This is a genomic window from Kaustia mangrovi (assembly GCF_015482775.1).
Classification (GTDB): Bacteria; Pseudomonadota; Alphaproteobacteria; order Rhizobiales; family Im1; genus Kaustia; species Kaustia mangrovi.
This window is the reverse complement of the sequence record NZ_CP058214.1, coordinates 3,795,222-3,820,482: the sequence shown is the minus strand read 5'-3', so window position 1 is coordinate 3,820,482 and position 25,261 is coordinate 3,795,222. Positions and strand designations below refer to the sequence as shown.

Genomic DNA, 25,261 nt, shown 5'->3' with positions numbered 1-25,261 from the left:
CCCGGGGATCCGCTACCTGCCGGCGACCGTCAGCCTGCCGCGGCCCGCCGCCCGTTGCCGCTCGACACGGAATTCTTCGCGATGCGGAACAGGCTTTCCCAGAGCGGGCCGGGAAACTTGTGGAGCTGGGCCATGACCGCGTCGAAGCCTTCCAGGAACCAGCCGACATCCGATTCGTCGATCACCAGCGGCGGAATGAGCTTGATGGTGGTCAGGTGATGGCCCGCCACCTGGGTGAGGATGCCGTGATCCTCAAGGAGCGGGATGGTGACGCCCTGGCAGAAGAGGTCCGGATTGAGCCGGGTGATGGTGCTCCAGCCGGTCTTGAGCGAGAAAGACTTCGGACGGCCGAACTCGATGGCGAGCATCAGCCCGCGCCAGCGCACATCGTGGATGAACTCGTAGCGCCCGGCCATCTCGGCGAGCCCGCGGCCCAGAATGTCGCCCATGCGGGTGGCGTTCTCCATGAGGCGCTCGTCGTCCAGCACCGCAAGGCTCGCCAGCCCCGCGACCATGGCGAGGCTGCCCTGGCCGAAGGTGGAGGAATGCACCACGGCGCGGTCGAGCGTGGAGAACACCTTGTCGTAGATCTCCCGGCGGGTGAGCACCGCGCCGACCGGCACATAGCCTCCCGAGAGCGCCTTGGAGAGCACGACGATGTCGGGCTCCGCCCCCTCCTCGTGATGGATCGCGAGGAAGCGCCCGGTGCGCCCCATGCCGCACTGAACCTCGTCGGCGACGAACAGCGCGCCGTATTTGCGGCAGAGCCTGGAGGCCTCCGCGAGATAGCCGTCGGGCGGGATGTTCACGCCCTTGCCCTGGACGGGCTCCACGATGAAGGCGGCGACGTTGCCCGCCCTGAGCGCCTGCTCCAGCGCCGCGGCATCGCCGAAGGGAACCATGCCGGTATCCGGCAGGAGCGGGTCGAAGCCGGCCCGGAAGTCCTGCCCGCCATTGACCGACAGCGCGCCGTTGGTGAGGCCGTGGAAGGCGGAGCTCGCAAAGAGGATATGAGACTTGCCGGTGGCGCAGCGCGCGAATTTGATGGCGGTCTCGTTGCCCTCCGCCCCCGTGCTCGTGAAATAGACGGTGTCGAGCCCGTAGCCGACCCGCGCCTTGAGCTCCTCGGCCAGAACGCCGGACAGGAGCGGCGCCTCCATCTGGACGAGCGAGGGATAGTCCGCCGCCATGAACTCGGTGAGCGCGCGGCGGATCTCGGGATGGTTGCGCCCGGCATGGAACACGCCGTAGCCCGCCAGCATGTCGAGATACTGGCGCCCGTGATCGTCCCACAGATGGGGCCCGCTCGCACGAACATAGCAGCGGTCGAAGCCGATCAGCTTCAGCACCTTGGCGAAACGCGGATTCACATGGGCCTCGTGGAGCGCGTAGTTGCGCCCCTGATGCTCGGCCATAAGGGTCGTGATATCGAACGGCATGCTCGCCTGCCTCGTGCCCAAATCTACCACAGGGACGGGAATAGGACAGAAACGCGCCCCCAAAGCAACAATCGCGGCGCTTGCGCGGCATTTGCACACATGGGTGCCGGACCGGCCTGCGATCGCGCCCGCGGGACGCACCTGTCTTCTTGTCGTCGGATGGCGACCTGTTGTAAACCCCAAGTCGCATTGGCTGCGTATTGCCTGCGGATGGGGTTCATCCCGAAGGGCGCGGCCGGGCGTTCCTGTCGCATCGGCGTCCGGCGCACAGGCATGCCGTCCCGAAGGTCCGGAGGGACGGCGAGAGATACGCCGAGGACCGCCATTCTCCGGCCGGACGGCCGAAACGGGGAACCGAACCCATGCGGCGTTCTTATATCTGGGCGGGACTGGTGACCGTCGTGATCGCGGGCTGGCTGGCCTCCGGCTATCTGCTGCCCTCGCCTCCCGCCCCGTCCGCGGACGGCACCGGCAAGGCGGAAACCGACAAGGACACCAGCCAGGCCTTCCGCGTGCGCACGGCAACGCTCACCGCGCAGGAGCACACCGAAGAGCTCGTCCTGCCCGGCCAGACCGAGGCCGACCAGCGCGTGGAAGTGCGCGCGCGCACCGGCGGCATCGTGGAAAAGGTGCCCCACAGGGAGGGCGACCGGGTGGAGGCCGGAGCCGTCCTCTGCCAGCTCGACATCGCCGAGCGCACCGCCGCCCTCGCCCAGGCGCGCGCCCAGCTCGCCAGCGCCCAGCGCGATTTCGAGGCCGCCCAGCAGCTCGCCAGCAAGAAATACACCTCCGAAAGCCAGCTCGCCTCCGCCCGCGCGGCCTTCGACGCCGCGCAGGCCGAGGTCGACAGGATCGAGCGCGACATCGCCTATACGACCGTCACCTCCCCCATTGCCGGCATCGTGGAGAGCCGCCCGGCCGATCTCGGCTCCTTCCTGCAGGTCGGACAGGCCTGCGCGACCGTGACGGTGCTCGACCCCATCGTGGTGAGCGCGCAGGTCAGCGAGCGCGACGTGGAGGCGCTCTCCCTCGGCATGGCCGGCAGCGCAAGGCTCGTCGACGGGCAGACCGTGGAGGGCCGCCTCGCCTTCATCTCGCCGCGCGCCGACAGCGAGACGCGGACCTTCCGCATCGAGCTCGACGCGCCGAACCGGGACGAAAGGATCCGCGCCGGCATCACCGCCCGGCTGGTCCTGCCGCTCAAGCCCCGGTCCGCCCACAGGATCCCCTCCTCCGCCCTGACGCTCGACGAGCGCGGGAGGGTCGGCGTCATGACGGTCGATGCGGGCGGCACGGCCCGCTTCATGCCCCTGGAGATCCTCGCGGAGACGCGCGAGGGCCTGTGGGTCGCGGGCCTGCCGGAAACGGTCACGCTCATCACGGTCGGCCAGGACTATGTGCTCGACGGCCAACCCGTGGAGACCGTGCCGTCGGTACTCGGCGCCAATACGACGCCGGCCGGCGGGCTGGTGGAGGCCAACTGAGATGATGTCCGCCCTCGATGCGATCCTGTCGCGGCCGCGCACCGTGCTGTCGCTGATGGTGGTCATGGTGATCGCCGGCATCGTGAGCTACGTCACGATCCCCAAGGAGGCGCGGCCCGACATCCAGATCCCCGCCTTCTACATTTCCATCGCGCTCCAGGGCGTGTCGCCGGAGGACGGCGAGCGCCTTCTGGTGAAGCCGATGGAGGCGGAGCTGCGCGGGCTTTCGGGGCTGAAGGAGATCACCTCCATCGCCACGCAGGGCCATGCCTCCATCATCGTGGAGTTCGAGCCGGAGGTCGATCTCGACGTCGCCAGCCAGAAGGTGCGCGAGAAGGTCGATATCGCCAAGGCCGAGCTGCCAACGAGCGCGGAGGAGCCGGTCGTCAACGAGATCAATCTGAGCCTCTTCCCCACCATCATCGTGGCGCTGTCGGGCAATGTGCCCGAGCGCACGCTCTACAGGCTCGCGCGCAGCCTGCAGGACGAGATCGAGACGGTACCCTCCGTGCTGGAGGCCAATCTCGCCGGCCAGCGCGAGGAGCTGCTGGAGGTCGTGATCGACCGGATGGCGCTGCAGTCCTACGGCATACTCCAGCAGGAGCTCATCGCCGCGGTCACGCAGAACAACCAGCTCGTCGCGGCGGGCGACATCGACACCGGAGAGGGCCGGTTCAGCATCAAGGTGCCTGGGCTGTTCGAGACCGCGCGCGACGTCTACGCCATTCCCGTCAAGGTCTCCGACGGCACGGTCGTGACGCTCGGCCAGGTGGCCGAGATCCGCCGCACCTTCAAGGACGCGACGAGCTATGCCCGGTTCAACGGCGAACCGGCCATCACCATCTCCGTGGTGAAGCGGATCGGCGAGAACATCATCGAGACCAACCAGGCCGTCCGCGACGCGGTCAATGCGGCGACCGCCGACTGGCCGTCGAACGTCCATGTCGACTACGCGCTCGACGAGTCGGAGGTCATCTACCAGATGCTCGGCTCGCTCCAGTCGGCGATCATGACAGCCATGGCGCTGGTGCTGATCATCGTGGTGGCCGCGCTCGGCATCCGCTCCGGCCTGCTCGTCGGCCTCGCCATCCCGACCTCCTTCATGGTGAGCTTCCTGATCGTGGAGATGGCGGGGCTCACCATCAACAACATGCTGCTCTTCGGCATGGTGCTGACCGTCGGCATGCTGGTCGACGGCGCCATCGTGATCACCGAATATGCCGACCGCAAGATGGCGGAGGGGCTGGTGCGCGGCGAGGCCTACCGGCTTGCCGCAAAGCGCATGTTCTGGCCCGTCGCCTCGTCGACGGCGACGACGCTCGCCGCCTTCCTGCCCATGCTGTTCTGGCCCGGCGTGACGGGCAAGTTCATGGCCAACCTGCCGATCACGGTGGTGGTGGTGCTGACCGCCTCGCTCATCACCGCGATGATCTTCCTGCCCGTTCTCGGCTCGCTCATCGGCAAGAGCGAGCAGGCCGACGACGTCACGCTGAAGCGGCTCGCGGGCCAGGACTCCGGCGATCTCGGCACGCTTCCGGGCTTCACCGGCGCCTATATCCGCCTGCTCCAGCGGCTCGTGCGCCATCCCGGCCCCGTGCTCGTCGCGGCCGTCCTCATCCTCGGCGGCATCTTCGCGGGCTACGGCGCGTTCAACAACGGCGTGACCTTCTTTGTGGAGACCGAGCCGCAGCAGGCGAGCATCTATATCCGCGCGCGCGGCAACCTGTCCGCGGGCGAGCAACTCACCCTCACCCGCGAGGTGGAGGACGTGGTGCGCGCCATGAACGGCATCGAGACCATCGCGACATCGGCCGGAAACGGCGGGCGCAGCATGGGCTTCGGCGACAATGGCGGCGACACGCCGCTCGACGTGATCGGCAAGCTGCTGATCGAGCTCGGCCCCTATGAGGAGCGCAGGCCGGGCCAGGAGATCCTCCAGGACATTCGCGAGCGGGCGGCCGAAATTCCCGGCATCATTGTGGAGGTTCGCGCCCAGGAGGACGGTCCGCCCACCGGCAAGGACATCCAGGTGGAGGTTCGCTCGCAGGAGCGCGCCAAGGTCGCCGCTGCCGCCAGGCGCGTGCGCGAGCACATGGAAGACGCCATGACCGGGCTCACCGATATCGAGGACGATTCCTCGCTGCCCGGCATCGACTGGGCGCTCACCATCGACCGCGAGGAGGCCGGCCGCTTCGGTGCCGACATCGCCTCGGTGGGCGCGCTCGTGCAGCTCGTCACCAATGGCGTCCTGGTCAGCACCTACCGGCCCGACGACGCCCGCGACGAGGTCGATATCCGCGTTCGGCTGCCGGAGGGCGAACGCTCCGTCGCCCGGCTCGACGAGCTGCGCCTGCAGACGCCGAACGGCCTCGTCCCGATCGCCAATTTCGTCGAGCGCACGCCCCAGCCCGCCGTCGACACGCTGTTCCGGCGCGACGGCAAGCCCTCCATCGTGGTGAAGGCCAATGCCGCCGCGGGGGTCCTTGCCGACGACAAGGTCCGCGAGATCAGGGCATGGATGGACACGCAGGACTGGCCGGCCGGCGTCCAGTTCTCCTTCGGCGGCGCCGACGAGGGTCAGAAGGAGAGCCAGGCCTTCCTGGTGAAGGCGCTGCTCGTCTCCATCTTCATGATGTTCCTGATCCTCGTCACCCAGTTCAACAGCTTCTACCACACCGCCCTCACGCTCTCGACGGTGGTCATGTCGGTGGCCGGCGTCCTGCTCGGCATGCTGGCGACGGGCCAGCCCTTCTCCGTGATCATGACGGGCACGGGCATCGTCGCCCTCGCCGGCATCGTGGTGAACAACGCCATCGTGCTGATCGACACCTATCAGCGGCTTCTGGAGGCGGGCTACGAGGCGCTCGACGCAGTGGTGCGCACCTGCGCCCAGCGCCTGAGGCCGGTGCTCCTGACCACGGTCACCACCATTTTCGGCCTCCTGCCGATGGCGCTGCAGGTCGATGTGGACTTCGTGAACCGGTCGGTCGATATCGGCTCGATCAGCTCGAGCTGGTGGGTGCAGCTCGCGACCGCGATCATTTCGGGGCTGGCCTTCGCGACCCTGCTGACGCTGCTCCTGATCCCCGTTCTTCTCGCCGCACCGACCGTGTGGCGGCGCAGCCTCGCCGGCCGGCGCGCGCGCCGGCGCGGGGAAACCCGGGACACGGCGGCGGATCCCGCCTCCTGAGCGGCGGACACGCCCGTTCCGCGAACCTGTCCGCGCGTGTCATTCTTGCGACACCGGGAGGCCGAATCCTGCGCGGTGGCGCCGTTTTCTTTGACAAGAATGTGGCAAACCGCACAATCGGGCGCTCGTTCAAGATCGCCGAGGGGGTGATGGGCTATCCGGATTCGCTTCGCGCCGTTGCGCTCGCCGCCATAGCCGCGGCCATGATGCTCGCCCCGGGGCCGGGACGGGCTCAGGAGCTGAAGCCCTCCAGCGTCCCCTATTGCTGGGAGGTCTATTCCGTCTGCGTGGAGGCGGCCTATGGCTTCCAGTCCTGGCGGACGGGCTGCTACAGCGATCTCACGGCCTGCCTGGCCGACAAGCCGGTGCCTGCCTGCAGCGCGGCCTCGCGCGAGACCTGCTCCTCCTATCTCGCATCCTGCCGGGAGCATGCCGGCACCAACCAGCTCCTGCGCGAGGACTGCCTGGCCGACGAGGATGCCTGCCTGATGGCGTTCGGCTGCTGAGGCCTCATTCCGCCTCGTCGCCCCTGGCAACATCGGCAGCGGCCTCCGGGGCCGGCGCCTTGCCGTGGCGCATCGCGAAGCGCCGGGCCTGCCGGCGATAGGAGCGGAACCCCAGCGGCAGGCTGGCGATATAGCCGACCGCAATGGCCGTCAGCATGTGCCAGGGGAAGCTCAGCAGCAGGGCCGCGCCGAGCACCATGATCAGCAGGATCGGCAGCACCATGTCGCGGCGCACGCGCTGGCCGAGCGCCTTGCCGGAGAATGTGGGAAGCTGGCTCACCATCAGCAGGCCCACACAGGCCGTATAGGGCAGCACGAACAGGGCGACCACCTCGCCATGGGGAACGAGCCCCAGAAACCCCAGATACATGGGCAGGAGCGCCAGCCCCGCCCCCGCCGGCGCCGGCACGCCGGTGAAGAAGTTCATCATGAAGGCCGGGCGGTCCGGGTCGTCGAGCGCCACATTGAACCGGGCGAGCCGCAGTGCGCAGCAGATGGCGAGACCGAGCGCGACGATCCAGCCGAGGCTCTTCAGCTCGTTGAGCGACCACAGATAGACGAGAACGGCCGGCGCGACGCCGAAATTGACGAAATCGGCAAGCGAGTCGAGCTCCGCCCCGAAGCGCGACGTGCCCTTGAGCAGGCGCGCGACGCGCCCATCGAGCGCATCGAGCACGATGGCCAGGATGACCGCGGCGACGGCCAGCTCGTAGCGCCCCTCCACCCCCATGCGGATGGCGGTCACGCCGGAGCACAGCGCCAGAAGCGTGATGAGGTTGGGCAGGAGGAAGCGCACCGGCACGCGCTTGAAGCGGCGCAGGCGCTGCTCGCGCGCGCGCTGGGCGGGATCGAAGGATTCGAATTCCGGCCAGGACATGGTCCGCGCCCTCCTGGAGCCCTTCTCAGCCAAGGCGCGCCTCGCGCTCCGGCTCGTCGGAGGCGAGGTCCGCAAGCACCGTCTCGCCGGCAATGGCGCGCTGGCCGATGGCCACGAGCGGATTGTGCCCGCTGGGCAGGTAGACGTCCACTCTGCTGCCGAAGCGGATCATGCCGACGCGCTCGCCGGGCCCCACCCGGTCGCCCTCCTTGGCGAAGCGCACGATGCGCCGCGCGACGAGGCCGGCGATCTGGACCATGCCGATGGCCGTGCCGTCGGCCATCTCGATCCGGAAGCCCTGCCGCTCGTTCTCGTCGCTCGCCTTGTCGAGCTCGGCATTGAGGAACTTGCCCGGAATATAGCTCATCGCCGCGATGCGGCCGGCGACGGGGGACCGGTTCACATGGACGTCGAAGACATTCATGAAGATGGAGACGCGCACGCGCCGCTCGCCGTCGAGCCCCGTCTCCGGCGGCGAGACGACCTCCTCGATGGCGGAGACCCGCCCGTCGGCGGGGCTGATCACCAGCCCCTCGCGCAAGGGGGTCACGCGGTCCGGGTCGCGGAAGAAATAGGCGCACCAGATGGTGAGCACGACGCCGATCCAGCCGAGCCAGTCCGCCACGAACACGAACAGGGCGAGCGTCACGATCGCGAAGATCGCGACGAAGCGATAGCCCTCGCGGTGAACCGGCGCGAGCGTCGAGCGGATTGTGTCCAGAAGGCCGTTCACGTCTCGTCCCCTTCCTTGTCTGGCATGGCTGCCCTGTTGTCCTATTTCGCGGTCAGGCTGGCAAGTGCCTGTTCCTCCGCCGTCGGGCCGCGATCCTCGCCCGTCTGGGCAAGGCGCTCGCGCGCCTCGTCGGCCTCGCGCTGGCGATTCCACATGCTCGAATAGACGCCGCCCGCGGCCAGGAGCTCGTCGTGGCGGCCGCGCTCGGCGATCCGGCCCGCTTCCAGAACGATGATCTCGTCGGCATCGACCACCGTCGACAGGCGGTGCGCGATGACGAGCGTGGTGCGGTCGCGCGAGACCTGGCCGAGCGCGGACTGGATCTCGCGCTCGGTATGGGTGTCGAGCGCGGAGGTCGCCTCGTCGAGAACGAGGATGGGCGGTCCCTTGAGAATGGTGCGCGCGATGGAGACGCGCTGCTTCTCGCCGCCCGACAGCTTCAGGCCGCGTTCGCCGACGATCGTGTCGTAGCCGCCCGGCAGCGCCATGACGAAATCGTGGATCTGGGCGAGCTTCGCCGCCGCCTCCACCTCCTCGTCGCTCGCATCGGGGCGGCCGTAGCGGATGTTGTAGCGGATCGTGTCGTTGAACAGCACGGTATCCTGGGGAACCATGCCGATGGCGGCGCGCAGGGAGGCCTGCGTCACCTCGGCGACATTCTGCCCGTCGATCCGGATCGCCCCGTCGGACACCTCGTAGAAGCGGAAGAGCAGCCGCGAGATGGTCGACTTGCCGGCCCCGCTCGGCCCCACGATGGCGAGCGTGTGGCCCGGCCGGATCGTGAAGCTCACATCGCGCAGGATCGGGCGCGCCCTGTCATAGGCGAAGGAGACACGGTCGAAGACGATCTCGCCCTCGCCGACCTTCAGCTCCGTCGCGCCCGGACGATCCCAGATCTCCGGCTCGACCTCCAGGAGATCGAACATCGCCTCGATATCGATCAGCCCCTGCTTGATGTCGCGATAGGTCGAGCCGAGGAAATTGAGCGGCATGTAGAGCTGGATCAGGAAGGAGTTGACCAGAACGAAGTCGCCAACCGTCATCGCGCCCTGCGAGACGCCGCGCGCGGCCATGAGCATGATCGCGGTGAGGCCTATGGAGAAGATGACGATCTGGCCGCTGTTGAGCGCCGCCAGCGAGGTGAAGGTGCGCGTCGCCGCCTTTTCGTAGCGCGCCATGGACCGGTCGAAGCGGCGGGCCTCGTGCTCCTCGTTGGCGAAATACTTCACCGTCTCGAAATTGAGCAGGCTGTCGATGGCCTTGGTGTTGGCGTCGGTATCGGCGTCGTTCATCTGGCGGCGGATTTCCATCCGCCATTCCGTCGCGCGGTAGGTGAACCAGATGTAGAACAGCACCGTCACGCCCGTGATGGCGGCGAACGGCCAGCCGAAGTTCCATGCGAGAATGCCACAGACGAGCGCCAGCTCCACAAGGGTCGGGAAGGTGTTGAACAGCGAATAGCGCAGGATCACCTCGATGCCCTTGGTGCCGCGCTCGATGACCCGGCTGAGACCGCCCGTGCGCCGCTCCAGGTGGAAGCGCAGGGACAGGGCGTGGAGGTGGCGGAAGGTCCGGTCGGCGAGCCGGCGCACGGCATTCTGGCCGACGCTTGCGAACAGCCCCTCGCGCAGCTGGGCGAACACCACCATGAACACCCGCCCCGCGCCATAGGCCAGGATGAGCGCCACCGGCACCGCCACGATGGCGGCGGCGGTCGTGGCCGCGGGCCCCTCCTCGCTGACGGGCGCGAGCGCGTCGACGGCGGCCTTGTAGGCGAAGGGCGTGGCGACCGTGACGACCTTGGCGACCACCAGTGCCAGCATGGCGAGCACGACGCGCCAGCGCAGGTCGCTGCGCCCCTCCGGCCACAGATAGGGCAGGATGCCCCTCAGCGTCTCCATGTGGCCGCCGTCGCGCGGGGGCTCGCGGTCGGGCGTCGTGTCTGCAGGCTGGTCGACCATAGGGTGCTTTGTACGCGTTGCCGGTGAACTGAAAATCCCGGACCCGCCGTCCTCTCGGCGGCGGCGGTCCGGGGGCCTCCCGGAATGTAGGAACAGCGGGCGGTGCGATCAAACCGCGCGCCCGCGCGGGTCATTGCGTCTCGGCGGGCTCCGCGTCCCCGTCGAGCGGCTCGCGCCGGTCTGGCGGAATGTAGTTGGGCGGCGCGACGCCGGGTGTCGCGAAGACCTGGCCCGGATAGATGAGATCGGGGTCGCGGATCTGGGTCTTGTTGGCCTCGTAGATCACGGTGTACTCGGTGCCACGGCCATAGACCACCCGCGCGATGCGCCACAGATTGTTGCCCGGCTGGATGATGACATAGCCCTGGCCGCCAATGGTGGCTCCGGGCGCGGTCTCCGGCTGGTCCTGCGCCCCGGCCGCGCCGGCTCCCGGCTCCTGCGCCGGCTGGCCGTCGGCTTCCGTCTGCGAGCGGTCCGTCATGTCCGGCGACCCTTGCGGCTTCGCGGCGGCAGGCTCCTCCACGATCCCGGCATCCTCTCCGGTCTCATCCCCCGCCGCCGGGGGCGTCGCGTCATCCGAAGGCGCACGGCTGGCAATGGCGGTATCGGAGGCCCGTCCCGTCTCACCGCCGGCGGTTTCGGTCGGCAGCCCGGCCTCTCCGGTTGTCTTCTCCGTCCCGCCGGTCCCGGCCGGAGGTGTCCGCGACGCCGTTTCTTCAGGAGTGCTGCCGGTCTCCTTGACACCGCCTTCGACCGGCGACACATCCGGGGCCTTCCGGCGGTCCGATGCGGCGGTCCTGGGCTGCGCCGAGCCCGACCGGGGTTCCGTCCAGGAGAGTGCCGTGCCCGGCTGTGCGGCGCTGGCCGTCCGGCTCTCCCCGCTGCCTGTCGCCTCTTCGGTCGTGCCTGTCCCGGAGGTCCCGGATGCCTCTTCGTCCTGTGGCGCGCCCGAGGACGGCTCCGCGCCCTGCGGCGCGCCGGACGTTCCGGCGGAGGGCGAAACCTCGGCGGTCTGCCGAGGCGGCGTGCCGCCGTCTTCCCCGGCGTCGGCTGTGCGGCTCTCCCCGTCCGCCGGACGGGGATCCTGCGCGCGCGCCTTCGCCTCGGCGCTCTGCCGGCGGGCCTGCGCGAGCCGGGCGATCGCGTCGGGCTCGGCGCGCACGAAGGGCAGCTCGACGCGGCTCACGACCTTGCCGTCCGGATTGATCTGATCGAGACGAAGGGAATGCGCGCCCGGTGCGATTTCCTTGCGCCCGGCATAGTGCCAGGTGCCGTCCGCGCCGGCCTCGGCATCGGCGACGAGCCTGTTGTCCACATAGAGCCTGACCGTCGCGCCCGCAGGCGCACGACCGGAGAAGATGATGTCGCCCGCATCGTTGTAATCGACCGTGTCGAGCATCAGGGGCAGGCCGGTCTGGGCGACGGGGGTCTCGCCGGATGCCGCCGCCTCCTCCCCGCCCGTCTCGCCGGACGCCGCATCCCGTTCCGCCGGAGCGGTCTGCTCCGCCGAGGCGGTCCGTTCGGGCTCGCCGGACGCGGCCGGCGTCTCCTGCCCGCCGGCGCTTTCAGGCACCCGCGACGGTTTCTGCAGAACCTTGCTCGGCGCGCCCGGCTCCTTGGCGACGATCAGCGGCTCGTCGCGGCTGTGCTCGGGCAGGGCGAGCGCGATGGTCTGGCTCGATCTCACCTCCGGGCCCTCGCCCCGCACCGCCCTGGCGGAGAGCTGATGGTCGCCGGGCCTGATCGGCCGCTCGACCAGCACCACCCATTCGCCGCGTTCATTGGCAACCGCCTCGCCGATTTCATTGTCGTCGAGCATGACGGAGACGCTCGCGCCGGGCGCGGCGCGCCCCGCGATCACCGCCGTGCCGTCCTCCTCGACGCGGACGATATCGAAGGACGGCGGCTGGACGGCACCGGCCTCCGTCTTCTGCGGGGCAGCCGACGGCTTTTCCTCCTCCGGCTGCGCGGACGGCTCGCCGGTGGCTTCCCTCGAAGGCTGCCCGGCCGTTGTCTCCCGGGATGTCTCGGCCGTCATGGCCGGCTTGTCCGCGGACTCGCCGTCGCCGGCAGGTTCGGACGCTTCGGGGGCGGTGGCCGTTTCGGCGGGCCGTTCGCCATCGGTCCCGCGCGGTGCCGTGCGGTCTTCGGATGTGCCGCCGGAGGCGCCGGCTTGCGGGGCGGGCGCGCCTTCGTCCGCCTTGTCGGCGACACGGGGCTGCGTACCGGTCTCGGGGGTCGCCGGCAACCGCGCCGTCTCGCGCCACCGCAACAGGTCGTCGCCTCTCGCATACAGCAGCACGCCCAGAGCAGCCAGGGCGAGTATGACGCCGATAACAAGCGGATTCTTCATCGATCACCGATCCGCAACCCGTTACCGTTCCCGGCCTGCCCCAAGGCCGGGAACGAGGCAGGCTGCTGCCCCGTTCATCATTTTCGCAGGCGCCGCCGGCTCGGCCGGTCGCCTCGAGCCCCACCCATCTTCTGGGTTCATTTGCCACGAACATAGGGACTGGGGCAAGCTCGTGCAAAGGAATCAGGCCGTTGCGGGCATGGTGGAGTTGCGCGACAGCCTGTCGCTTACCATCTTTCCAGTTCGTCCCGTCGGTCCCCTTGACCCTCTCAATCTCGCGATATGTGATCGGACAATGAGCAAGATCGATTCTGTTTGCGTCTATTGCGGATCGGGCTCCGGCCGCAGCCCCGTCTATGCGGAGACCGCGCACGCATTGGGCAGCGATCTCGCGGCCAACGGTATCGAGCTGATCTATGGCGGGGGCGGGCTCGGTCTGATGGGCGAGGTGGCGCGCTCCGTGCTTGCCGGCGGCGGGCGCGTAACGGGCGTGATCCCGGAATTCCTGGTCCGGCGCGAGCGCATGCTCACCGACGTGCAGGAGCTCGTCGTGACGCAGAACATGCACGAGCGCAAGATGACCATGTTCGAGCGCGCCGACGCCTTCGTCGCCCTGCCGGGCGGCATCGGCACGCTGGAGGAGCTGGTCGAGATTTCGACCTGGGCCCAGCTCGGCCAGCATTCAAAGCCCATCGTCATCGTCAATGTGAACGGCTTCTGGACGCCCTTCCTGGACCTCCTGTCCCATATGAGGAACGAGGAGTTCATCCGCGCAGGCTTCGACATGCATATCGACGTGGCCAAGAGCGCGGAGGAGGTTCTGCCGCTGATCCTCGAGCGCGCGGAGAAGACCGCGGAGGAACACGCCCCGATCCAGCCGGCCCGCAAGCACATGTAAGCCGGTCGCCCGCCCTCTGGATCAGCCGCTACCGGCCGATTCCCTCAAGGCCCGCCGCGCCGCCCGGTCCTGCCTGACCGCCGACCACGAGAAGAGCGCAAGCGCCATCCAGATCAGCACGAAGGTGAGCAGCCGCGCGGGCTCCAGCGGCTCGCCGAAGAAGAAGATCGCGGACAGGAAGACCAGCGACGGCGCGAGATACTGCATGAGCCCGATGGTGGAGAGCTTCAGCCGGCGCGCGCCCGCGGCGAACAGCATGAGCGGCGTGGCCGTCAGCACCGCGGCGCCGAGCAGCATCGCGGTGACCGTCCCCTCGGAGAAGAAGCGCCCCGTCCCCTCGCTTTCCGCATAGACGATATAGGCAATCGCCAGCGGCGACAGCAGCAGGCTTTCCACGAAGAACCCCTGAGCGGGGCCGATCGCCACCGTCTTGCGGATATAGCCGTAGATGGCGAAGGAGATGGCGAGCGTGAAGGCGACCCAGGGCACGACGCCGAGCATCACGGTCTGGAGCGTCACCGCGATGGCGGCGATACCGACCGCGACCATCTGGACCCGGGTCAGCCGCTCGGAGAGCAAGACGCAGCCGATCACCACGCTGACCAGCGGATTGATGTAGTAGCCGAGGCTCGTCTCCAGCATGTGGCCGTGGGTGACCGCCCAGATGAAGACGCCCCAGTTGGTGCCGGCCAGGGCCGCGGTCAGCGACAGGGTGGCGACGATGCGCCCGTTGGAGAAGGCGCGCGGAATGTCGCCGGTGCGCCTGAGCGCGACGAGCACCAGGGCGGCGAAGGGCACGGCCCACACGATGCGGTGGGCGAGCACCTCGGCGGGATCGATGCCTTCGGTGAACCGGAAATAGGACGCCGAGAAGCCCCAGACGAGATAGGCTCCGAGCGCGAAGAGAACGCCCTTGCGGGTCTCGTCCGCCGCCGCGTCCGCCGCGGGCCCGGGGACGCTGTCTTCATCGCAAGCCGCCATGTCGCACCTGCCCCTTTGCGCGATCCGCCGGACCGCCACAGGTCAAGACAGCGTTCTTCTCACGGGCACAGGGGCGCTGGCAATGATCCCCGTGGCGCCGGATGGGAGCCATTCGCGCAGCGCATGGCTCAGCGCCGGCCCGCGGCTATGGCGCGCCCGCCGGCGCCCCCGCCTTCAGGAGCTTGTAGGTGATCGAATCGATGAGCGCCTGGAAGGAGGCGTCGACGATATTGGGCGAGACGCCGACGGTGAACCAGCGCTCGCCGGTTTCGTCGGCGGATTCCACGAGCACGCGCGTGGTCGCCGCCGTCGTGCCGTTGAGGATGCGCACCTTGAAGTCGACAAGCTCCAGCCCCGAGAGATAGGGCGAGTAGCGGCCGAGATCCTTGCGCAGTGCCATGTCGAGCGCGTTGACCGGCCCGTTGCCCTCGCCGACCGACATGAGGAGCTCGCCGTCCACGCGCACCTTCACCGTCGCCTCCGATATGGTGACGAGGTCGCCCACCGCATTGTGCCGGCGCTCGACCATGACGCGGAAGCTGTCGACATCGAAGAAATGCGGCACCGAACCCAGCGCGCGCCGGGCGAGCAGCTCGAAGGAGGCGTCCGCTCCCTCATAGGCATAGCCCTCCGCCTCGCGCCGCTTGACCTCTCGCAGCAGGCCGTCGAGGCGGGTGTCGGCCTTGTCCACCTCCAGGCCGATGCGGTGAAGCTCCGCTATCAGGTTGGAGCGCCCGCCCTGGTCGGAAACCATCACGCGGCGGCGGTTGCCGACCGTTTCCGGCGGCACGTGCTCGTAGGTCTCCGGCTCCTTGACGATGGCGGAAGCGTGGATGCCGGCCTTGGTGGCGAACGCGCTGTCGCCGACATAGGGCGCCTGGCGGTCCGGTGCGCGGTTCAGGATCTCGTCGAAGCCGCGCGACAGGTGCGTGAGGCCGGCGAGCGCCTCGTCCGTCACCCCCGTCTCGAAGCGCGACGCGAACTCCTCCTTCAGGAGCAGCGTCGGGATCAGCGTGACCAGATTGGCATTGCCGCAGCGCTCGCCGATGCCGTTCAGCGTGCCCTGGATCTGGCGGGCGCCCGCGCGCACGGCGGCGAGCGAGTTGGCCACCGCATTGCCGGTGTCGTCATGGGCATGGATGCCGAGCCGCTCGCCCGGCACATGGCGGGCGACCTCCGCGACAATCGCCGAGATCTCGTGGGGCAGCGTGCCGCCATTGGTGTCGCACAGGACGATCCAGCGCGCGCCCGCCTCCAGCGCCGCCTTCGCGCAGGCGAGCGCATAGTCCGGATTGGCCTTGTAGCCATCGAAGAAATGCTCGCAGTCGAGCAGCACCTCCTTGCCCGCCGCGCAGGCCGCGGCGACCGACTGGGCGATGCCCTCCAGGTTCTCCTCGTTGGAGGTCGCGAGCGCGACGCGCACATGGTAGTCCCACGACTTCGCCACGAAGCAGACCGCGTCCGCATCCGCCTCCAGAAGGGCGCGCAGGCCCGGATCGTTGTCGGCGGAGCGCCCGGCGCGCTTGGTCATGCCGAAGGCGGTGAAGCGGGCATCGAGCGCCGGCGCGTCCGCGAAGAACGCCGTGTCGGTGGGATTCGCGCCGGGATAGCCGCCCTCCACATAGTCGATGCCGAGCCCGTCGAGCATCGCCGCGACGTGCCGCTTGTCCTCCAGCGAGAAATCGATCCCCGGCGTCTGCGCCCCGTCGCGCAGTGTCGTGTCGAAGAGATAGAGGCGTTCTGCGGTCATCGGTTCTCTCTCAAGGCTTCGGCGATGACGGTGAGCGCACCGTCCAGATTGCCGAGCACGTCGTTGTTCCATAGTCGCAGCACGCGGAATCCGTTTGCCGACAAACACTTCTCACGCGCCATATCGCGTCGGTTCTCGGCGTGCTGGCCACCGTCGACCTCGATGATGAGGCGATGGTCGTAGGCCAGGAAGTCCGCGATGTAGGGGCCGACCGGCACCTGCCGGCGAAACTTCACGGCTTGAAACTGCCGTGAGCGCAAGGCACGCCAGAGCTTGCGCTCGGCATCCGTCATATGCCGCCGCAAGCTGCGGGCCCGTGCCACCTCCCCCTCACCCGGCGCGCCTTGCGCGCCACCCTCTCCCGCGAGGGGGAGGGTCCTCCCGCCGCAACGCTTGCCTGTCCCCCTCTCCCCTCGCGGGAGAGGGAGGGGCCCGGCGCGTCAGCGCTGGGAGGGTGAGGGGGGCTGCCCATCATCTTGCGAGCTCCCAGGTGGTGCCTTCGGGCGAGTCCTTGAGGACGATGCCCATGTCCGCCAGTTCGTCGCGGATGCGGTCGGCAGTGGCGAAATCCTTGCGCTTGCGCGCGGCGTTGCGCTCCGCGATCAGGCCGTCGACATCGATATCGACCGGCCCCGCGCGCGAGATCGCCTCGCGCCGGCCGGAGAAGCCGAGGAACCGCAGGGCGGCGAGGAGATCGCCGTGCCGGCCCGCCTCGTGGAGCGCATGGAGCTCCGCATAGGCCTTCGGCGTGTTGAGATCGTCGGCGAGCGCGTCCGTCACCGTGTCCGGCACCGCCCCGGCGGGCTCGGCCCCCTCGACGTCGCCCGACCATTTCCACAAGGCCTTGTGCGCCTCGTCGAGCCCCTTGAGCGTCCAGTCTATGGGCTGGCGATACTGCGTCTTGAGCATGTTCAGGCGGATCGCCTCGCCGGGCCAGTCCTTCAGGAGATCGCGGATGGTGACGAAGTTGCCGAGCGATTTCGACATCTTCTCGCCCTCCACCATCAGGAAGCCGTTATGCATCCAGACATTGGCCATGCGCTCGGTGCCGAAGGCGCAGCAGGATTGGGCGCGCTCGTTCTCGTGATGGGGGAAGGCCAGATCGATGCCGCCGCCATGGATGTCGAAATGCTCGCCGAGATGTTTCCACGACATGGCGGAGCATTCCAGATGCCAGCCCGGGCGGCCCTCAGCCGCTATGCCGGCGGGCGACGGCCAGGCCGGCTCGCCGGGCTTCGACGGCTTCCAGAGCACGAAATCCATCGGGCTCTTCTTGTAGGGCGCGACCTCGACGCGCGCGCCCGCCTCCATCTCGTCGAGCGAGCGGCGCGACAGCGAGCCATAGGCGGGGTCGGAGGAGACGTCGAACAGCACGTGATCGGCTGCCACATAGGCATGGCCGCGCGCGATCAGCCGCTCGATCAGCGCCTTCATCTCCGCGATATAGTCGGTCGCGCGCGGCTCGTGCGTCGGCGGCAGGCAGCCGAGCGCCGCCACATCCTCGTGGAACTGCTTTACCGTGCGCTCGGTGAGCTCGCGGATCGGCACGCCCTCCTGCGCCGCGCGCGCATTGATCTTGTCGTCCACGTCCGTGATGTTGCGGACGTAAGCGACACGATCCTCGCCATAGGTGTGGCGCAGCAGGCGAAACAGCACGTCGAACACGATGATCGGCCGGGCATTGCCGATATGCGCGAGGTCGTAGACCGTGGGCCCACAGACATACATGCGCACATTGTCCGGGTCGATGGGCCGGAACGGCTCCTTCTTCCGCGTCAGCGTGTTGTAAAGCGTGAGCGTCATCGAACGATCCCGTCTCCGGCGCCGGCCGGGACGTTCGCTCGGATGATTTCAGGAGGGTGAACGGCCGCGCGCCAGCGCTGTTGAAGCTAGCTGGTGATAATAATGCCGCAGCAGATGTCGCGCCGCGCTATGGCCGTATCGGTCATCATGGCGCGCACAATGAGACAAGTGCACGCCGCGCGTCAAGTGCGGAGTTAAAGCCCCCTCACCCTCCCATTGCCTGACGGCAATGGGCGCCACCCTCTCCCGCGAGGGGAGAGGGAAAGGAAAGATCGTGCCGCAGGAAAACCCTCTCCCCTCGCGGGAGAGGGTGGCGCCACGAGGCGCCGGGTGAGGGGAGAAGAGCTACGCCGCCAGCGCCTTCGGCTCGTCGACGCCGTGGGCACGGCAGGCGGCGGTGACCGTGTTGGCGAGCAGGCAGGCAATGGTCATCGGCCCGACACCGCCGGGCACCGGCGTGATGGCGCCTGCGACCTCCCTCGCCTCCTCGAAGGCGACATCGCCGACGAGCCGGTGCTTGCCCTCGCCGCGCTCCGGCGCCGGGATGCGGTTGATGCCGACATCGATCACGGTGGCGCCGGGCTTCACCCAGTCGCCCCGCACCATTTCCGGCCGGCCGACGGCGGCAACGAGAATATCCGCCCGGCGGCAGACGCCCGGCAGGTCGCGCGTCCTGGAATGGGCGACGGTCACGGTGCAATTGGCCTGGAGGAGAAGCTGCGCCATGGGCTTGCCGACGATGTTGGAGCGGCCGACCACCACCGCCTCGAGGCCGGAGAGATCGCCGATCCGCTCCTTGAGCAGCATGTAGCAGCCAAGCGGCGTGCACGGCACCATGGCCTTCTGGCCGGTCGCCAGCAGCCCGGCATTGATCACATGGAAGCCGTCGACATCCTTCGCCGGATCGATGGCGTCGAGGACCTTCGCGGTGTCGATCTGGTCGGGCAGAGGAAGCTGGACGAGGATGCCATGGACCTCCGGGTCCCTGTTGAGCCGCTCGACGAGGGCGAGAAGCTCTGCCTGCGGTGTCGCGACGTCCAGCCGGTGCTCGAAGGAGGCCATGCCGACTTCGACGGTCTGGCGCGCCTTGTTGCGCACATAGACCTGGCTCGCGGGATCCTCGCCCACCAGCACCACGGCGAGGCCCGGCTTGAGTCCGTGGCGCGCCTTCAGCGCGGCGACCTCCTCGCCGACCTGCGCGCGCAGGCCTGCGGCAAAGGCTTTCCCATCGATGATTTCAGCGGTCATTGCGCTCTCCTCAGAACAGTCCGACGATCTCGCCGTTCTCGTCGAGCCCGATATGCTCCGCCGCGGGGGTGCGTGGCAAGCCCGGCATGGTCATGATCTCCCCGCAGATGGCCACGATGAACTCCGCCCCGGCCGACAGCCGCGCCTCGCGCACCGGCACCACATGGTCGCTCGGCGCCCCCTTGAGATTGGGGTCGGTGGAGAAGGAATACTGCGTCTTGGCCACGCAGATGGGGAAATGGCCGTAGCCCGCGGCCTCGTAGTCGGCGAATTGCTGGCGCACCTTCTTGTCGCCGATGGCGTCCTCCGCGCCGTAGATCTCGCGGCAGACCGTGCGCAGCTTGTCCCACAGCGGCATGGAATCCTCGTAGAGGGTGCGGAACTGGGCATGGCCATCGTCGGCGAGCGCGGCGACCTTGTGCGCCAGCTCCTCGACGCCGGCGGAGCCCTTCGCCCAGTGCTCGCACAGCACCGCCTCCACGCCGAACTCGGCGCAATAATCCTTCACCGCCTGGATCTCGGCCTCCGTATCGGAGAGGAAGCGGTTGATGCCCACCACCGCCGGCACGCCGAACTTGGCGACATTGCGCAGATGCCGGCCGAGATTGGCCAGCCCCTTGTCCAGCGCCTCCAGATTCTCGGTATTGAGATCCTCCTTCGCCACGCCGCCATGGTGCTTGATGGCGCGGATCGTGGCGACGATCACGGCGGCGTCGGGGTGGAGGCCCGCCTTGCGGCACTTGATGTCGAAGAACTTCTCCGCCCCGAGATCGGCCCCGAATCCGGCCTCCGTCACCACATAGTCGGCGAGCTTGAGCGCGGTCTTCGTGGCGATCACGGAATTGCAGCCATGGGCGATGTTGGCGAAGGGGCCGCCATGGATGAAGGCGGGATTGTTCTCGAGCGTCTGGACGAGATTGGGCTGCAGCGCCTGGTCGAGCAGCACCGTCATCGCGCCGTCGGCCTTGATCTCGCGCGCGGTGACCGGCGAGCGGTCGCGGCGGTAGCCGACGACGATGTTGCCGAGCCGGCGGCGCAGATCCTCCCGGTCGGTCGCAAGACACAGGATCGCCATGACCTCCGAGGCAACGGTGATGTCGAACCCGCCCTCGCGCGGGAAGCCGTTGGAGACACCGCCCAGAGAGCACACGATCTCGCGCAGGGCCCGGTCGTTCATGTCCATGACGCGGCGCCAGACGATGCGGCGCATGTCGAATTCGAGCCCGTTGCCCCAGTAGACATGGTTGTCGACCATTGCCGACAGGAGGTTGTTGGCGGAGGTGATGGCATGGAAATCGCCGGTGAAATGGAGGTTGATGTCCTCCATGGGGATCACCTGGGCATAGCCGCCGCCGGCCGCCCCGCCCTTCATGCCGAAGCACGGGCCGAGCGAGGGCTCGCGGATGCAGATCGCCGCCTTCTTGCCGATCCGGTTGAGCCCGTCGCCCAGGCCCACCGTCGTCGTCGTCTTGCCCTCGCCCGCAGGCGTCGGCGAAATGGCGGTGACGAGGATCAGCTTGCCATCCGGGCGGCCATTGATGCTGGAGATGTAATCGGCCGACAGCTTCGCCTTGTCGTGGCCGAACGGCACAAGGCTCTCCGGCGGGATTGCGAGCTTCTCGCCGATCTCCTGTATCGGCCGCGGCGATGCGGCACGGGCGATTTCGATATCGCTCTTCACTTCGGCCATCGGGGCATTCCTCCTGCTTTTCGCGTCTGCGCGCCTGCGTTTCCAGACCTCCTGTGACACGGCTTCGCGCGGGCGTGCAGCGTCCGCGCGACCAAAAATCGGCCACAACCGACAAGCGGGCGATCTGTGCACCTGGGGCGGGGTGCGCCCCATCCAAAGCCCATGATCGGCGTCAGGCCTCCTGGCGGGCGTCCACGAGGGCCTTGTGCATCTCCACGGTCATCACCTCGCCCTCATAGGCGAGATCGGGGAAACGGCGCGCCTCCGAGAAGCCGCGATGGCGGTAGAAGCGCTGGGCGGGTTCGTTGAAGTCGTCGGTATTGAGGCGGACGGTTGCGTGGCCGCGCCGGGCGACATCGGTTTCCGCCCGGTCCATGAGGCAACTGCCGATGCCGCGGCGCTTCCAGTCCGGATCGACATGGAGGGCGGAGACGAAATCGGCCTCGCTGTGCACCAGCCCGACGAGCCGGCCGCTCCGCTCAACCACCACGATCTCGCGCCGGCGGGTCTCCACGAACCATTCCGCGACGCGATGGGAATAATAGCGCTCGCTCACATGGGCGGGCACGAACGGCGCCCATGCGGTCTCCCAGGAGCGGTGCAGCAGACGCACCAGCCCACCCGTGTCGGACGCCACCGCAAGACGGAGATGATAGCCGACCATATCCTCCCGAAATCCCCCTAACCCGGCCTGTCCCCCGGGATTTCCCCGCGTGCGGAGGCCACATAGCGCCCGGGGCTTGCGCCCAGCTCCCGGCGGAAGGCGGCGATGAAGGCGCTGACGCTGTCATAGCCGCAATCCAGTGCGACTGTGGTCACAGGCAGGCCGGCGGTCAATGCGGTCAGCGCGTGCATGAGGCGCGCACGGCGCCGCCAGGCTCCGAAGCTCAACCCCGTTTCGCGCAGAAACAGGCGGGCGAGCGTGCGTTCCCCGGCGCCCGCCACGGCGGCCCAGCCCGCGAGGCTGCGGCGGTCGTCGGGGGCCGCCCGTATGGCGTCGGCGACCGTGCGGGCGCGCGAATCACGCGGCACGGGCAGATGGAGCGGCGCGGGGACAAGCCGTGCCAGCTCGTCCATCAGCACCTCCAGCAGGCGCCCGTCGGGGCCCGCCTCGTCATAGAGCCCCGGCAGGGTGACCGCGCGCAGGAGCAGCGAGCGCATGAGCGGTGTCACCTCCAATACGCGGCACGAGCGCCACAGGCCGGGGCGATGGCGGGCCGCGACGAAGACGGAGACGATGCGGACGGCCCCGTGCATCGCGACCGAATGCGCCGTGCCCGACGGGATCCAGACGGCGAATTGCGGCGGCACGACCCAGCAGCCGGCATCGCTGTCGACCGTCATCACCCCGCTTGCCGCATAGAGGAGATGGTCGCGGCTGTGGCGGTGGCGCGCGATGAGTTGGCCCGGCGCATGGTCCGCCGAATGGGCGAACACCGGCCGCATCATCTCGACCCCCTCGTCGTGGAAGGGCGTCGCCATATGTCCGTTGCGCGACATCGTTGGACAGAATAGCGCAAGTCAGCCGGACCGGCGAGCGCCAGACTGGCGCGACGGTGCCGACACCGCCTGCCGCCTGGACCGTATTCCTCGGGGAGAACAATCCATGCCCGCCACCGGGTTCCGCTTCCTGATCCTCAATCTGGGGCATTTCTACACCCATCTCTTCATGCTGCTTCACCCGACCGTGGTGCTCGCGCTGGAGAAGGAGTTCGCAGGCTCCTACGGCACGCTGCTCCTGCCCTCCACGGCAGCCTTCGCCGCGTTCGGGGCCGGCACGCTGCCCGCCGGCTGGCTCGGCGACCGGATGCGGCGGGAGACGCTGCTCGCCATCTTCTTCATCGGCCTCGGGGCCGGCGCGGGGCTTGCCGCGGCGGCGACCGGCACCGTCATGCTCACCGCGGGGCTTGCCCTTCTCGGCCTCGCCGCCTCGATCTATCACCCTGTCGGCATCGCCATGGTGGTGGAGGGGCGCGCGAGCGTGGGCCGCGCGCTCGGCATCAACGGGGTCTGGGGCAATATGGGCGTGGCCGCCGCGCCGCTCGTCGCCGGCGGCCTGGCGGCGGCCATCGGCTGGCGCGCGGCCTTCGCCGTGCCCGCCGCGGTGGCCGTGGCGACGGGGCTCGTCTATCTCGCCGTCCTGATGCGCGAGCCCAGAGCTGCGCGCGCCGCGCCGCGCGAAGACCGGCAGAGGGCCCCCGAGCCGCTGTCCGGCACGGCGCTCTGGCGGCTCGTCGCGGCGCTCGCCATCGCCGCCTTCTGCGGCGGCCTCATCTTCCACGGAACGACGGTGGTGCTGCCGAAGCTCTTCGAGGAGCGGCTCGGCGGGGTTGTCGGCGGTCTCGCGGGCGTCGGCGGGCTGGCGAGCCTCGTTCTGGCGCTGGCCGCCTTCACGCAGATCGGCGTCGGCACGCTGATCGACCGCAAGCCCATCCGGCCCGTTTTCATCGCCGTCGCGCTCGCCCAGATCCCGCTGCTCCTCGCCGTGGGGCTTGCCGGCGGCCTGGCGGTCGCCGTCGCGAGCCTCGCAATGATGGCGGCGGTCTTCGGCGAGCTGCCGATCCACGACGCGCTCGTCGCGCGCCATGCGGCACCGGCCTGGCGCGCGCGGCTCTACTCGGTCACCTATGTGCTGTCGCTCGGCGTGAGCGCGCTGGCGGTGCCGCTGGTCGCGGAGCTCTACGAGCGCGGCGGCTTCCCGGTCATGTTCGCCGTCTTCGCGGCCTTCGCCGCCCTGGTTGTCATTGCCGCCCTCATCCTGCCGCGCCCCGCGCCCGCGAGGCTCACCGCGGAGCACCGCCGCGGGGCGGCGTGAGGCGCGGATGCGTCAGTCGAGGCTCGGCGCGTAGCCGAAGGCTATGGCCGGGTCGGCGGCCGTCTCCACCCACACGCTCTTGGTCTGGGTGTATTCCCTCAGCGCGTCCAGCCCGGAGGAGCGGCCATAGCCGCTCAGGCCGTAACCGCCGAAGGGCGAGCTCACATGGATCGTCTTATAGGAGTTGATCCAGATCGTGCCGGCGCGCACGGCGGCGGCGACCCTGTGGGCGCGCGCGACGTCGCTCGTCCACACCGCGCCGGCCAGCCCGAAGCGCGTATCGTTGGCAATCGCCACGGCCTCCTCCTCGTCCTTGAAGGGGATCGCCATGACGACGGGGCCGAAGATCTCCTCGCGTGCGGCGGCCATGGCGTTGTGGCCCTTCAGCACGGTCGGGCGCACGAAATAGCCTTCGTCGCCCGGATAGGGATCGAAGCCGTCGAGCGCATAGGCGCCGCCCTCATCGAGCGCCCCGGCGATCATCTCGCGCACATGGCCGAACTGGCGGGCATTGTTGATGGGACCGACCTGGGTCTCCTCGTCGAGCGGCGCGCCGACACGGATCCGGGCGGCGGCCTGCGCCACGGCCTCCACGAAGCGGTCGTAGACGCTCTCCTGGACGAGGAGGCGCGAGCCCGCGACGCAGCTCTGTCCGGCGGCGGCGAAGATCGCGGCCTGCGCGCCCACGGCGGCACGGCCGAGATCGGCATCCGCGAACACGATATTGGCCGACTTGCCGCCGAGCTCCAGGACGCTCGGGATGACGCGCGCCGCCGCGGTCGCGGCGATCTTCGCGCCCGTCGCCGGCGAGCCGACGAAGACGACCTTGGCGATCTCCGGGGCCTCCAGCGCGGCCTGTCCGGTCGTGTGGCCGAATCCCGCCAGCACGTTGACGAGCCCTGTCGGCGTGCCGGCCCGCTCCACCAGCACGCCAAGCGCGATGGAGGTCAGCGGCGTGAGCTCCGACGGCTTCAGGACAACGGCGTTGCCCGCCGCGATCGCCGGCGCGATCTGCCAGCCGGCGGTGAAGACGGGCGCGTTCCACGGCGTCACCTGAAGGACGGCGCCGAACGGCTCGTGGCGCGTATAGTTCAGGTGGCTCGTGGGCACGGGAATGACGTCGCCATGGAGCTTGTCGCACCAGCCGGCGTAGTATTCGAACATCTCCACGACCTTGGCGACCTCGACGCGCGTGTCGCGGATCGGCTTGCCGGCGGCAATGGCCTCGATGCGGGCGAGCGTGTCCGCCTCCGCCTCGATGGCTCGCGCAGCCTTCTGCATGATCCGCCCGCGCGCGGCATGGGTCATCGCCCACCAGTGCGGCCAGGCCTCATGGGCCGCGGCCGCCGCACGCGCGGCGACGGAGGCGCCCGCATCGCGGAAGCGCATGGCCGGCTTGCCGGTCGCGGGGTCGGCGACCTCCACCGGCTCGCCCTCCCCGGCCAGGAACTCGCCGGCGACATAGCTCGCCGCCTCGTCGCGCTCGCCCCAGAACGGGGCCATCAGGGCTTTCAGCTCGTCATTGGCAAACAT

19 protein-coding genes are annotated in these 25,261 nt (G+C 69.0%); 5 read left to right on the top strand and 14 right to left on the bottom strand.

All coding sequences use genetic code 11. The annotated features are described in order from the left end of the window. Positions 1-29: 29 nt before the first annotated feature. Positions 30-1,439 (bottom strand): aspartate aminotransferase family protein, encoded by a 1,410-nt coding sequence (locus HW532_RS17965; RefSeq protein ID WP_213161782.1) that lies wholly within the window; start codon positions 1,437-1,439, stop codon positions 30-32. Positions 1,440-1,801: 362 nt separating this feature from the next. On the opposite strand from HW532_RS17965, the gene HW532_RS17960 reads away from it, so the two are divergent. The 3 genes from HW532_RS17960 (at position 1,802) to HW532_RS17950 (ending at position 6,619) form a co-directional block, all read left to right on the top strand. Further along, a complete protein-coding gene (locus HW532_RS17960) occupies positions 1,802-2,923 on the top strand; it encodes an efflux RND transporter periplasmic adaptor subunit (RefSeq protein WP_213161781.1) in 1,122 nt (373 codons plus the stop codon). Between the two features lies 1 nt (position 2,924). Further along, the gene (locus tag HW532_RS17955) at positions 2,925-6,113 is read left to right on the top strand and encodes an efflux RND transporter permease subunit (RefSeq protein WP_213161780.1); all 3,189 of its coding nucleotides are present in this window, start codon (positions 2,925-2,927) and stop codon (positions 6,111-6,113) included. Positions 6,114-6,214: 101 nt separating this feature from the next. Further along, positions 6,215-6,619, top strand: a complete 405-nt coding sequence (locus HW532_RS17950; RefSeq protein WP_213161779.1) for a hypothetical protein — start codon at positions 6,215-6,217, stop codon at positions 6,617-6,619. A 4-nt stretch (positions 6,620-6,623) separates the two neighbouring features. On the opposite strand, the gene HW532_RS17945 is transcribed toward HW532_RS17950, so the two are convergent. From HW532_RS17945 to HW532_RS17930, 4 genes are all read right to left on the bottom strand, one after another. Further along, positions 6,624-7,496: a CDP-alcohol phosphatidyltransferase family protein gene (locus HW532_RS17945; RefSeq protein WP_213161778.1), complete on the bottom strand. Its 873-nt coding sequence runs from the start codon at positions 7,494-7,496 to the stop codon at positions 6,624-6,626. A gap of 25 nt (positions 7,497-7,521) precedes the next feature. Then, positions 7,522-8,229, bottom strand: coding sequence for a phosphatidylserine decarboxylase (locus HW532_RS17940; RefSeq protein ID WP_246479287.1), 708 nt, complete (start codon positions 8,227-8,229; stop codon positions 7,522-7,524). Between the two features lie 41 nt (positions 8,230-8,270). Then, positions 8,271-10,190, bottom strand: coding sequence for an ABCB family ABC transporter ATP-binding protein/permease (locus HW532_RS17935; protein WP_213161777.1), 1,920 nt, complete (start codon positions 10,188-10,190; stop codon positions 8,271-8,273). A 130-nt stretch (positions 10,191-10,320) separates the two neighbouring features. Then, positions 10,321-12,543: a LysM peptidoglycan-binding domain-containing protein gene (locus HW532_RS17930; RefSeq protein ID WP_213161776.1), complete on the bottom strand. Its 2,223-nt coding sequence runs from the start codon at positions 12,541-12,543 to the stop codon at positions 10,321-10,323. Positions 12,544-12,838: 295 nt separating this feature from the next. Between HW532_RS17930 and HW532_RS17925 the strand changes: the two genes are divergently transcribed. Continuing rightward, on the top strand, positions 12,839-13,441 hold the full coding sequence (locus HW532_RS17925) for an LOG family protein (RefSeq protein ID WP_213161775.1): 603 nt from the start codon (positions 12,839-12,841) through the stop codon (positions 13,439-13,441). Positions 13,442-13,462: 21 nt separating this feature from the next. Here HW532_RS17925 and rarD read toward each other — a convergent pair whose 3' ends face one another. The 8 genes from rarD to HW532_RS17885 all read right to left on the bottom strand — a co-directional run bounded on the left by rarD (position 13,463) and on the right by HW532_RS17885 (position 22,395). Continuing rightward, positions 13,463-14,422: an EamA family transporter RarD gene (rarD, locus tag HW532_RS17920; protein WP_213161774.1), complete on the bottom strand. Its 960-nt coding sequence runs from the start codon at positions 14,420-14,422 to the stop codon at positions 13,463-13,465. A gap of 145 nt (positions 14,423-14,567) precedes the next feature. Then, positions 14,568-16,172 carry a citramalate synthase gene (gene cimA, locus HW532_RS17915; protein ID WP_213161773.1) on the bottom strand — a complete coding sequence of 535 codons (1,605 nt, stop codon included), beginning with the start codon at positions 16,170-16,172 and terminating at the stop codon, positions 14,568-14,570. Further along, positions 16,169-16,465 carry an endonuclease domain-containing protein gene (locus HW532_RS17910; protein ID WP_213161772.1) on the bottom strand — a complete coding sequence of 99 codons (297 nt, stop codon included), beginning with the start codon at positions 16,463-16,465 and terminating at the stop codon, positions 16,169-16,171. The genes cimA and HW532_RS17910 overlap by 4 nt, the downstream gene beginning before the upstream one ends. A 178-nt stretch (positions 16,466-16,643) precedes the next feature. Next, on the bottom strand, positions 16,644-17,975 hold the full coding sequence (gene cysS / locus HW532_RS17905) for a cysteine--tRNA ligase (RefSeq protein ID WP_213161771.1): 1,332 nt from the start codon (positions 17,973-17,975) through the stop codon (positions 16,644-16,646). A 345-nt stretch (positions 17,976-18,320) separates the two neighbouring features. Then, positions 18,321-19,223 carry a bifunctional methylenetetrahydrofolate dehydrogenase/methenyltetrahydrofolate cyclohydrolase FolD gene (gene folD / locus HW532_RS17900; RefSeq protein WP_213161770.1) on the bottom strand — a complete coding sequence of 301 codons (903 nt, stop codon included), beginning with the start codon at positions 19,221-19,223 and terminating at the stop codon, positions 18,321-18,323. Positions 19,224-19,233: 10 nt separating this feature from the next. Further along, positions 19,234-20,913 (bottom strand): formate--tetrahydrofolate ligase, encoded by a 1,680-nt coding sequence (locus HW532_RS17895; RefSeq protein ID WP_213161769.1) that lies wholly within the window; start codon positions 20,911-20,913, stop codon positions 19,234-19,236. 172 nt (positions 20,914-21,085) lie between these two features. Further along, positions 21,086-21,577, bottom strand: coding sequence for a GNAT family N-acetyltransferase (locus HW532_RS17890; protein ID WP_213161768.1), 492 nt, complete (start codon positions 21,575-21,577; stop codon positions 21,086-21,088). 17 nt (positions 21,578-21,594) lie between these two features. After that, positions 21,595-22,395: an AraC family transcriptional regulator gene (locus HW532_RS17885; protein WP_213161767.1), complete on the bottom strand. Its 801-nt coding sequence runs from the start codon at positions 22,393-22,395 to the stop codon at positions 21,595-21,597. 124 nt (positions 22,396-22,519) lie between these two features. Between HW532_RS17885 and HW532_RS17880 the strand changes: the two genes are divergently transcribed. Continuing rightward, a complete protein-coding gene (locus tag HW532_RS17880) occupies positions 22,520-23,728 on the top strand; it encodes an MFS transporter (protein ID WP_213161766.1) in 1,209 nt (402 codons plus the stop codon). Positions 23,729-23,740: 12 nt separating this feature from the next. On the opposite strand, the gene HW532_RS17875 is transcribed toward HW532_RS17880, so the two are convergent. Continuing rightward, positions 23,741-25,261, bottom strand: a complete 1,521-nt coding sequence (locus tag HW532_RS17875) for an aldehyde dehydrogenase family protein (protein WP_213161765.1) — start codon at positions 25,259-25,261, stop codon at positions 23,741-23,743.

Excerpts from the sequence above, each read along its gene's own strand:
- HW532_RS17965 (WP_213161782.1), bottom strand. The coding sequence starts at position 1,439 with ATGCCGTTCGATATCACGACCCTTATGGCCGAGCATCAGGGGCGCAAC.
- HW532_RS17960 (WP_213161781.1), top strand. The coding sequence starts at position 1,802 with ATGCGGCGTTCTTATATCTGGGCGGGACTGGTGACCGTCGTGATCGCG.
- HW532_RS17955 (WP_213161780.1), top strand. The coding sequence starts at position 2,925 with ATGATGTCCGCCCTCGATGCGATCCTGTCGCGGCCGCGCACCGTGCTG.
- HW532_RS17945 (WP_213161778.1), bottom strand. The coding sequence starts at position 7,496 with ATGTCCTGGCCGGAATTCGAATCCTTCGATCCCGCCCAGCGCGCGCGC.
- HW532_RS17935 (WP_213161777.1), bottom strand. The coding sequence starts at position 10,190 with ATGGTCGACCAGCCTGCAGACACGACGCCCGACCGCGAGCCCCCGCGC.
- HW532_RS17930 (WP_213161776.1), bottom strand. The coding sequence starts at position 12,543 with ATGAAGAATCCGCTTGTTATCGGCGTCATACTCGCCCTGGCTGCTCTG.
- HW532_RS17925 (WP_213161775.1), top strand. The coding sequence starts at position 12,839 with ATGAGCAAGATCGATTCTGTTTGCGTCTATTGCGGATCGGGCTCCGGC.
- rarD (WP_213161774.1), bottom strand. The coding sequence starts at position 14,422 with ATGGCGGCTTGCGATGAAGACAGCGTCCCCGGGCCCGCGGCGGACGCG.
- cimA (WP_213161773.1), bottom strand. The coding sequence starts at position 16,172 with ATGACCGCAGAACGCCTCTATCTCTTCGACACGACACTGCGCGACGGG.
- HW532_RS17910 (WP_213161772.1), bottom strand. The coding sequence starts at position 16,465 with ATGACGGATGCCGAGCGCAAGCTCTGGCGTGCCTTGCGCTCACGGCAG.
- cysS (WP_213161771.1), bottom strand. The coding sequence starts at position 17,975 with ATGACGCTCACGCTTTACAACACGCTGACGCGGAAGAAGGAGCCGTTC.
- folD (WP_213161770.1), bottom strand. The coding sequence starts at position 19,223 with ATGACCGCTGAAATCATCGATGGGAAAGCCTTTGCCGCAGGCCTGCGC.
- HW532_RS17895 (WP_213161769.1), bottom strand. The coding sequence starts at position 20,913 with ATGGCCGAAGTGAAGAGCGATATCGAAATCGCCCGTGCCGCATCGCCG.
- HW532_RS17890 (WP_213161768.1), bottom strand. The coding sequence starts at position 21,577 with ATGGTCGGCTATCATCTCCGTCTTGCGGTGGCGTCCGACACGGGTGGG.
- HW532_RS17885 (WP_213161767.1), bottom strand. The coding sequence starts at position 22,395 with ATGGCGACGCCCTTCCACGACGAGGGGGTCGAGATGATGCGGCCGGTG.
- HW532_RS17880 (WP_213161766.1), top strand. The coding sequence starts at position 22,520 with ATGCCCGCCACCGGGTTCCGCTTCCTGATCCTCAATCTGGGGCATTTC.
- HW532_RS17875 (WP_213161765.1), bottom strand. The coding sequence starts at position 25,261 with ATGTTTGCCAATGACGAGCTGAAAGCCCTGATGGCCCCGTTCTGGGGC.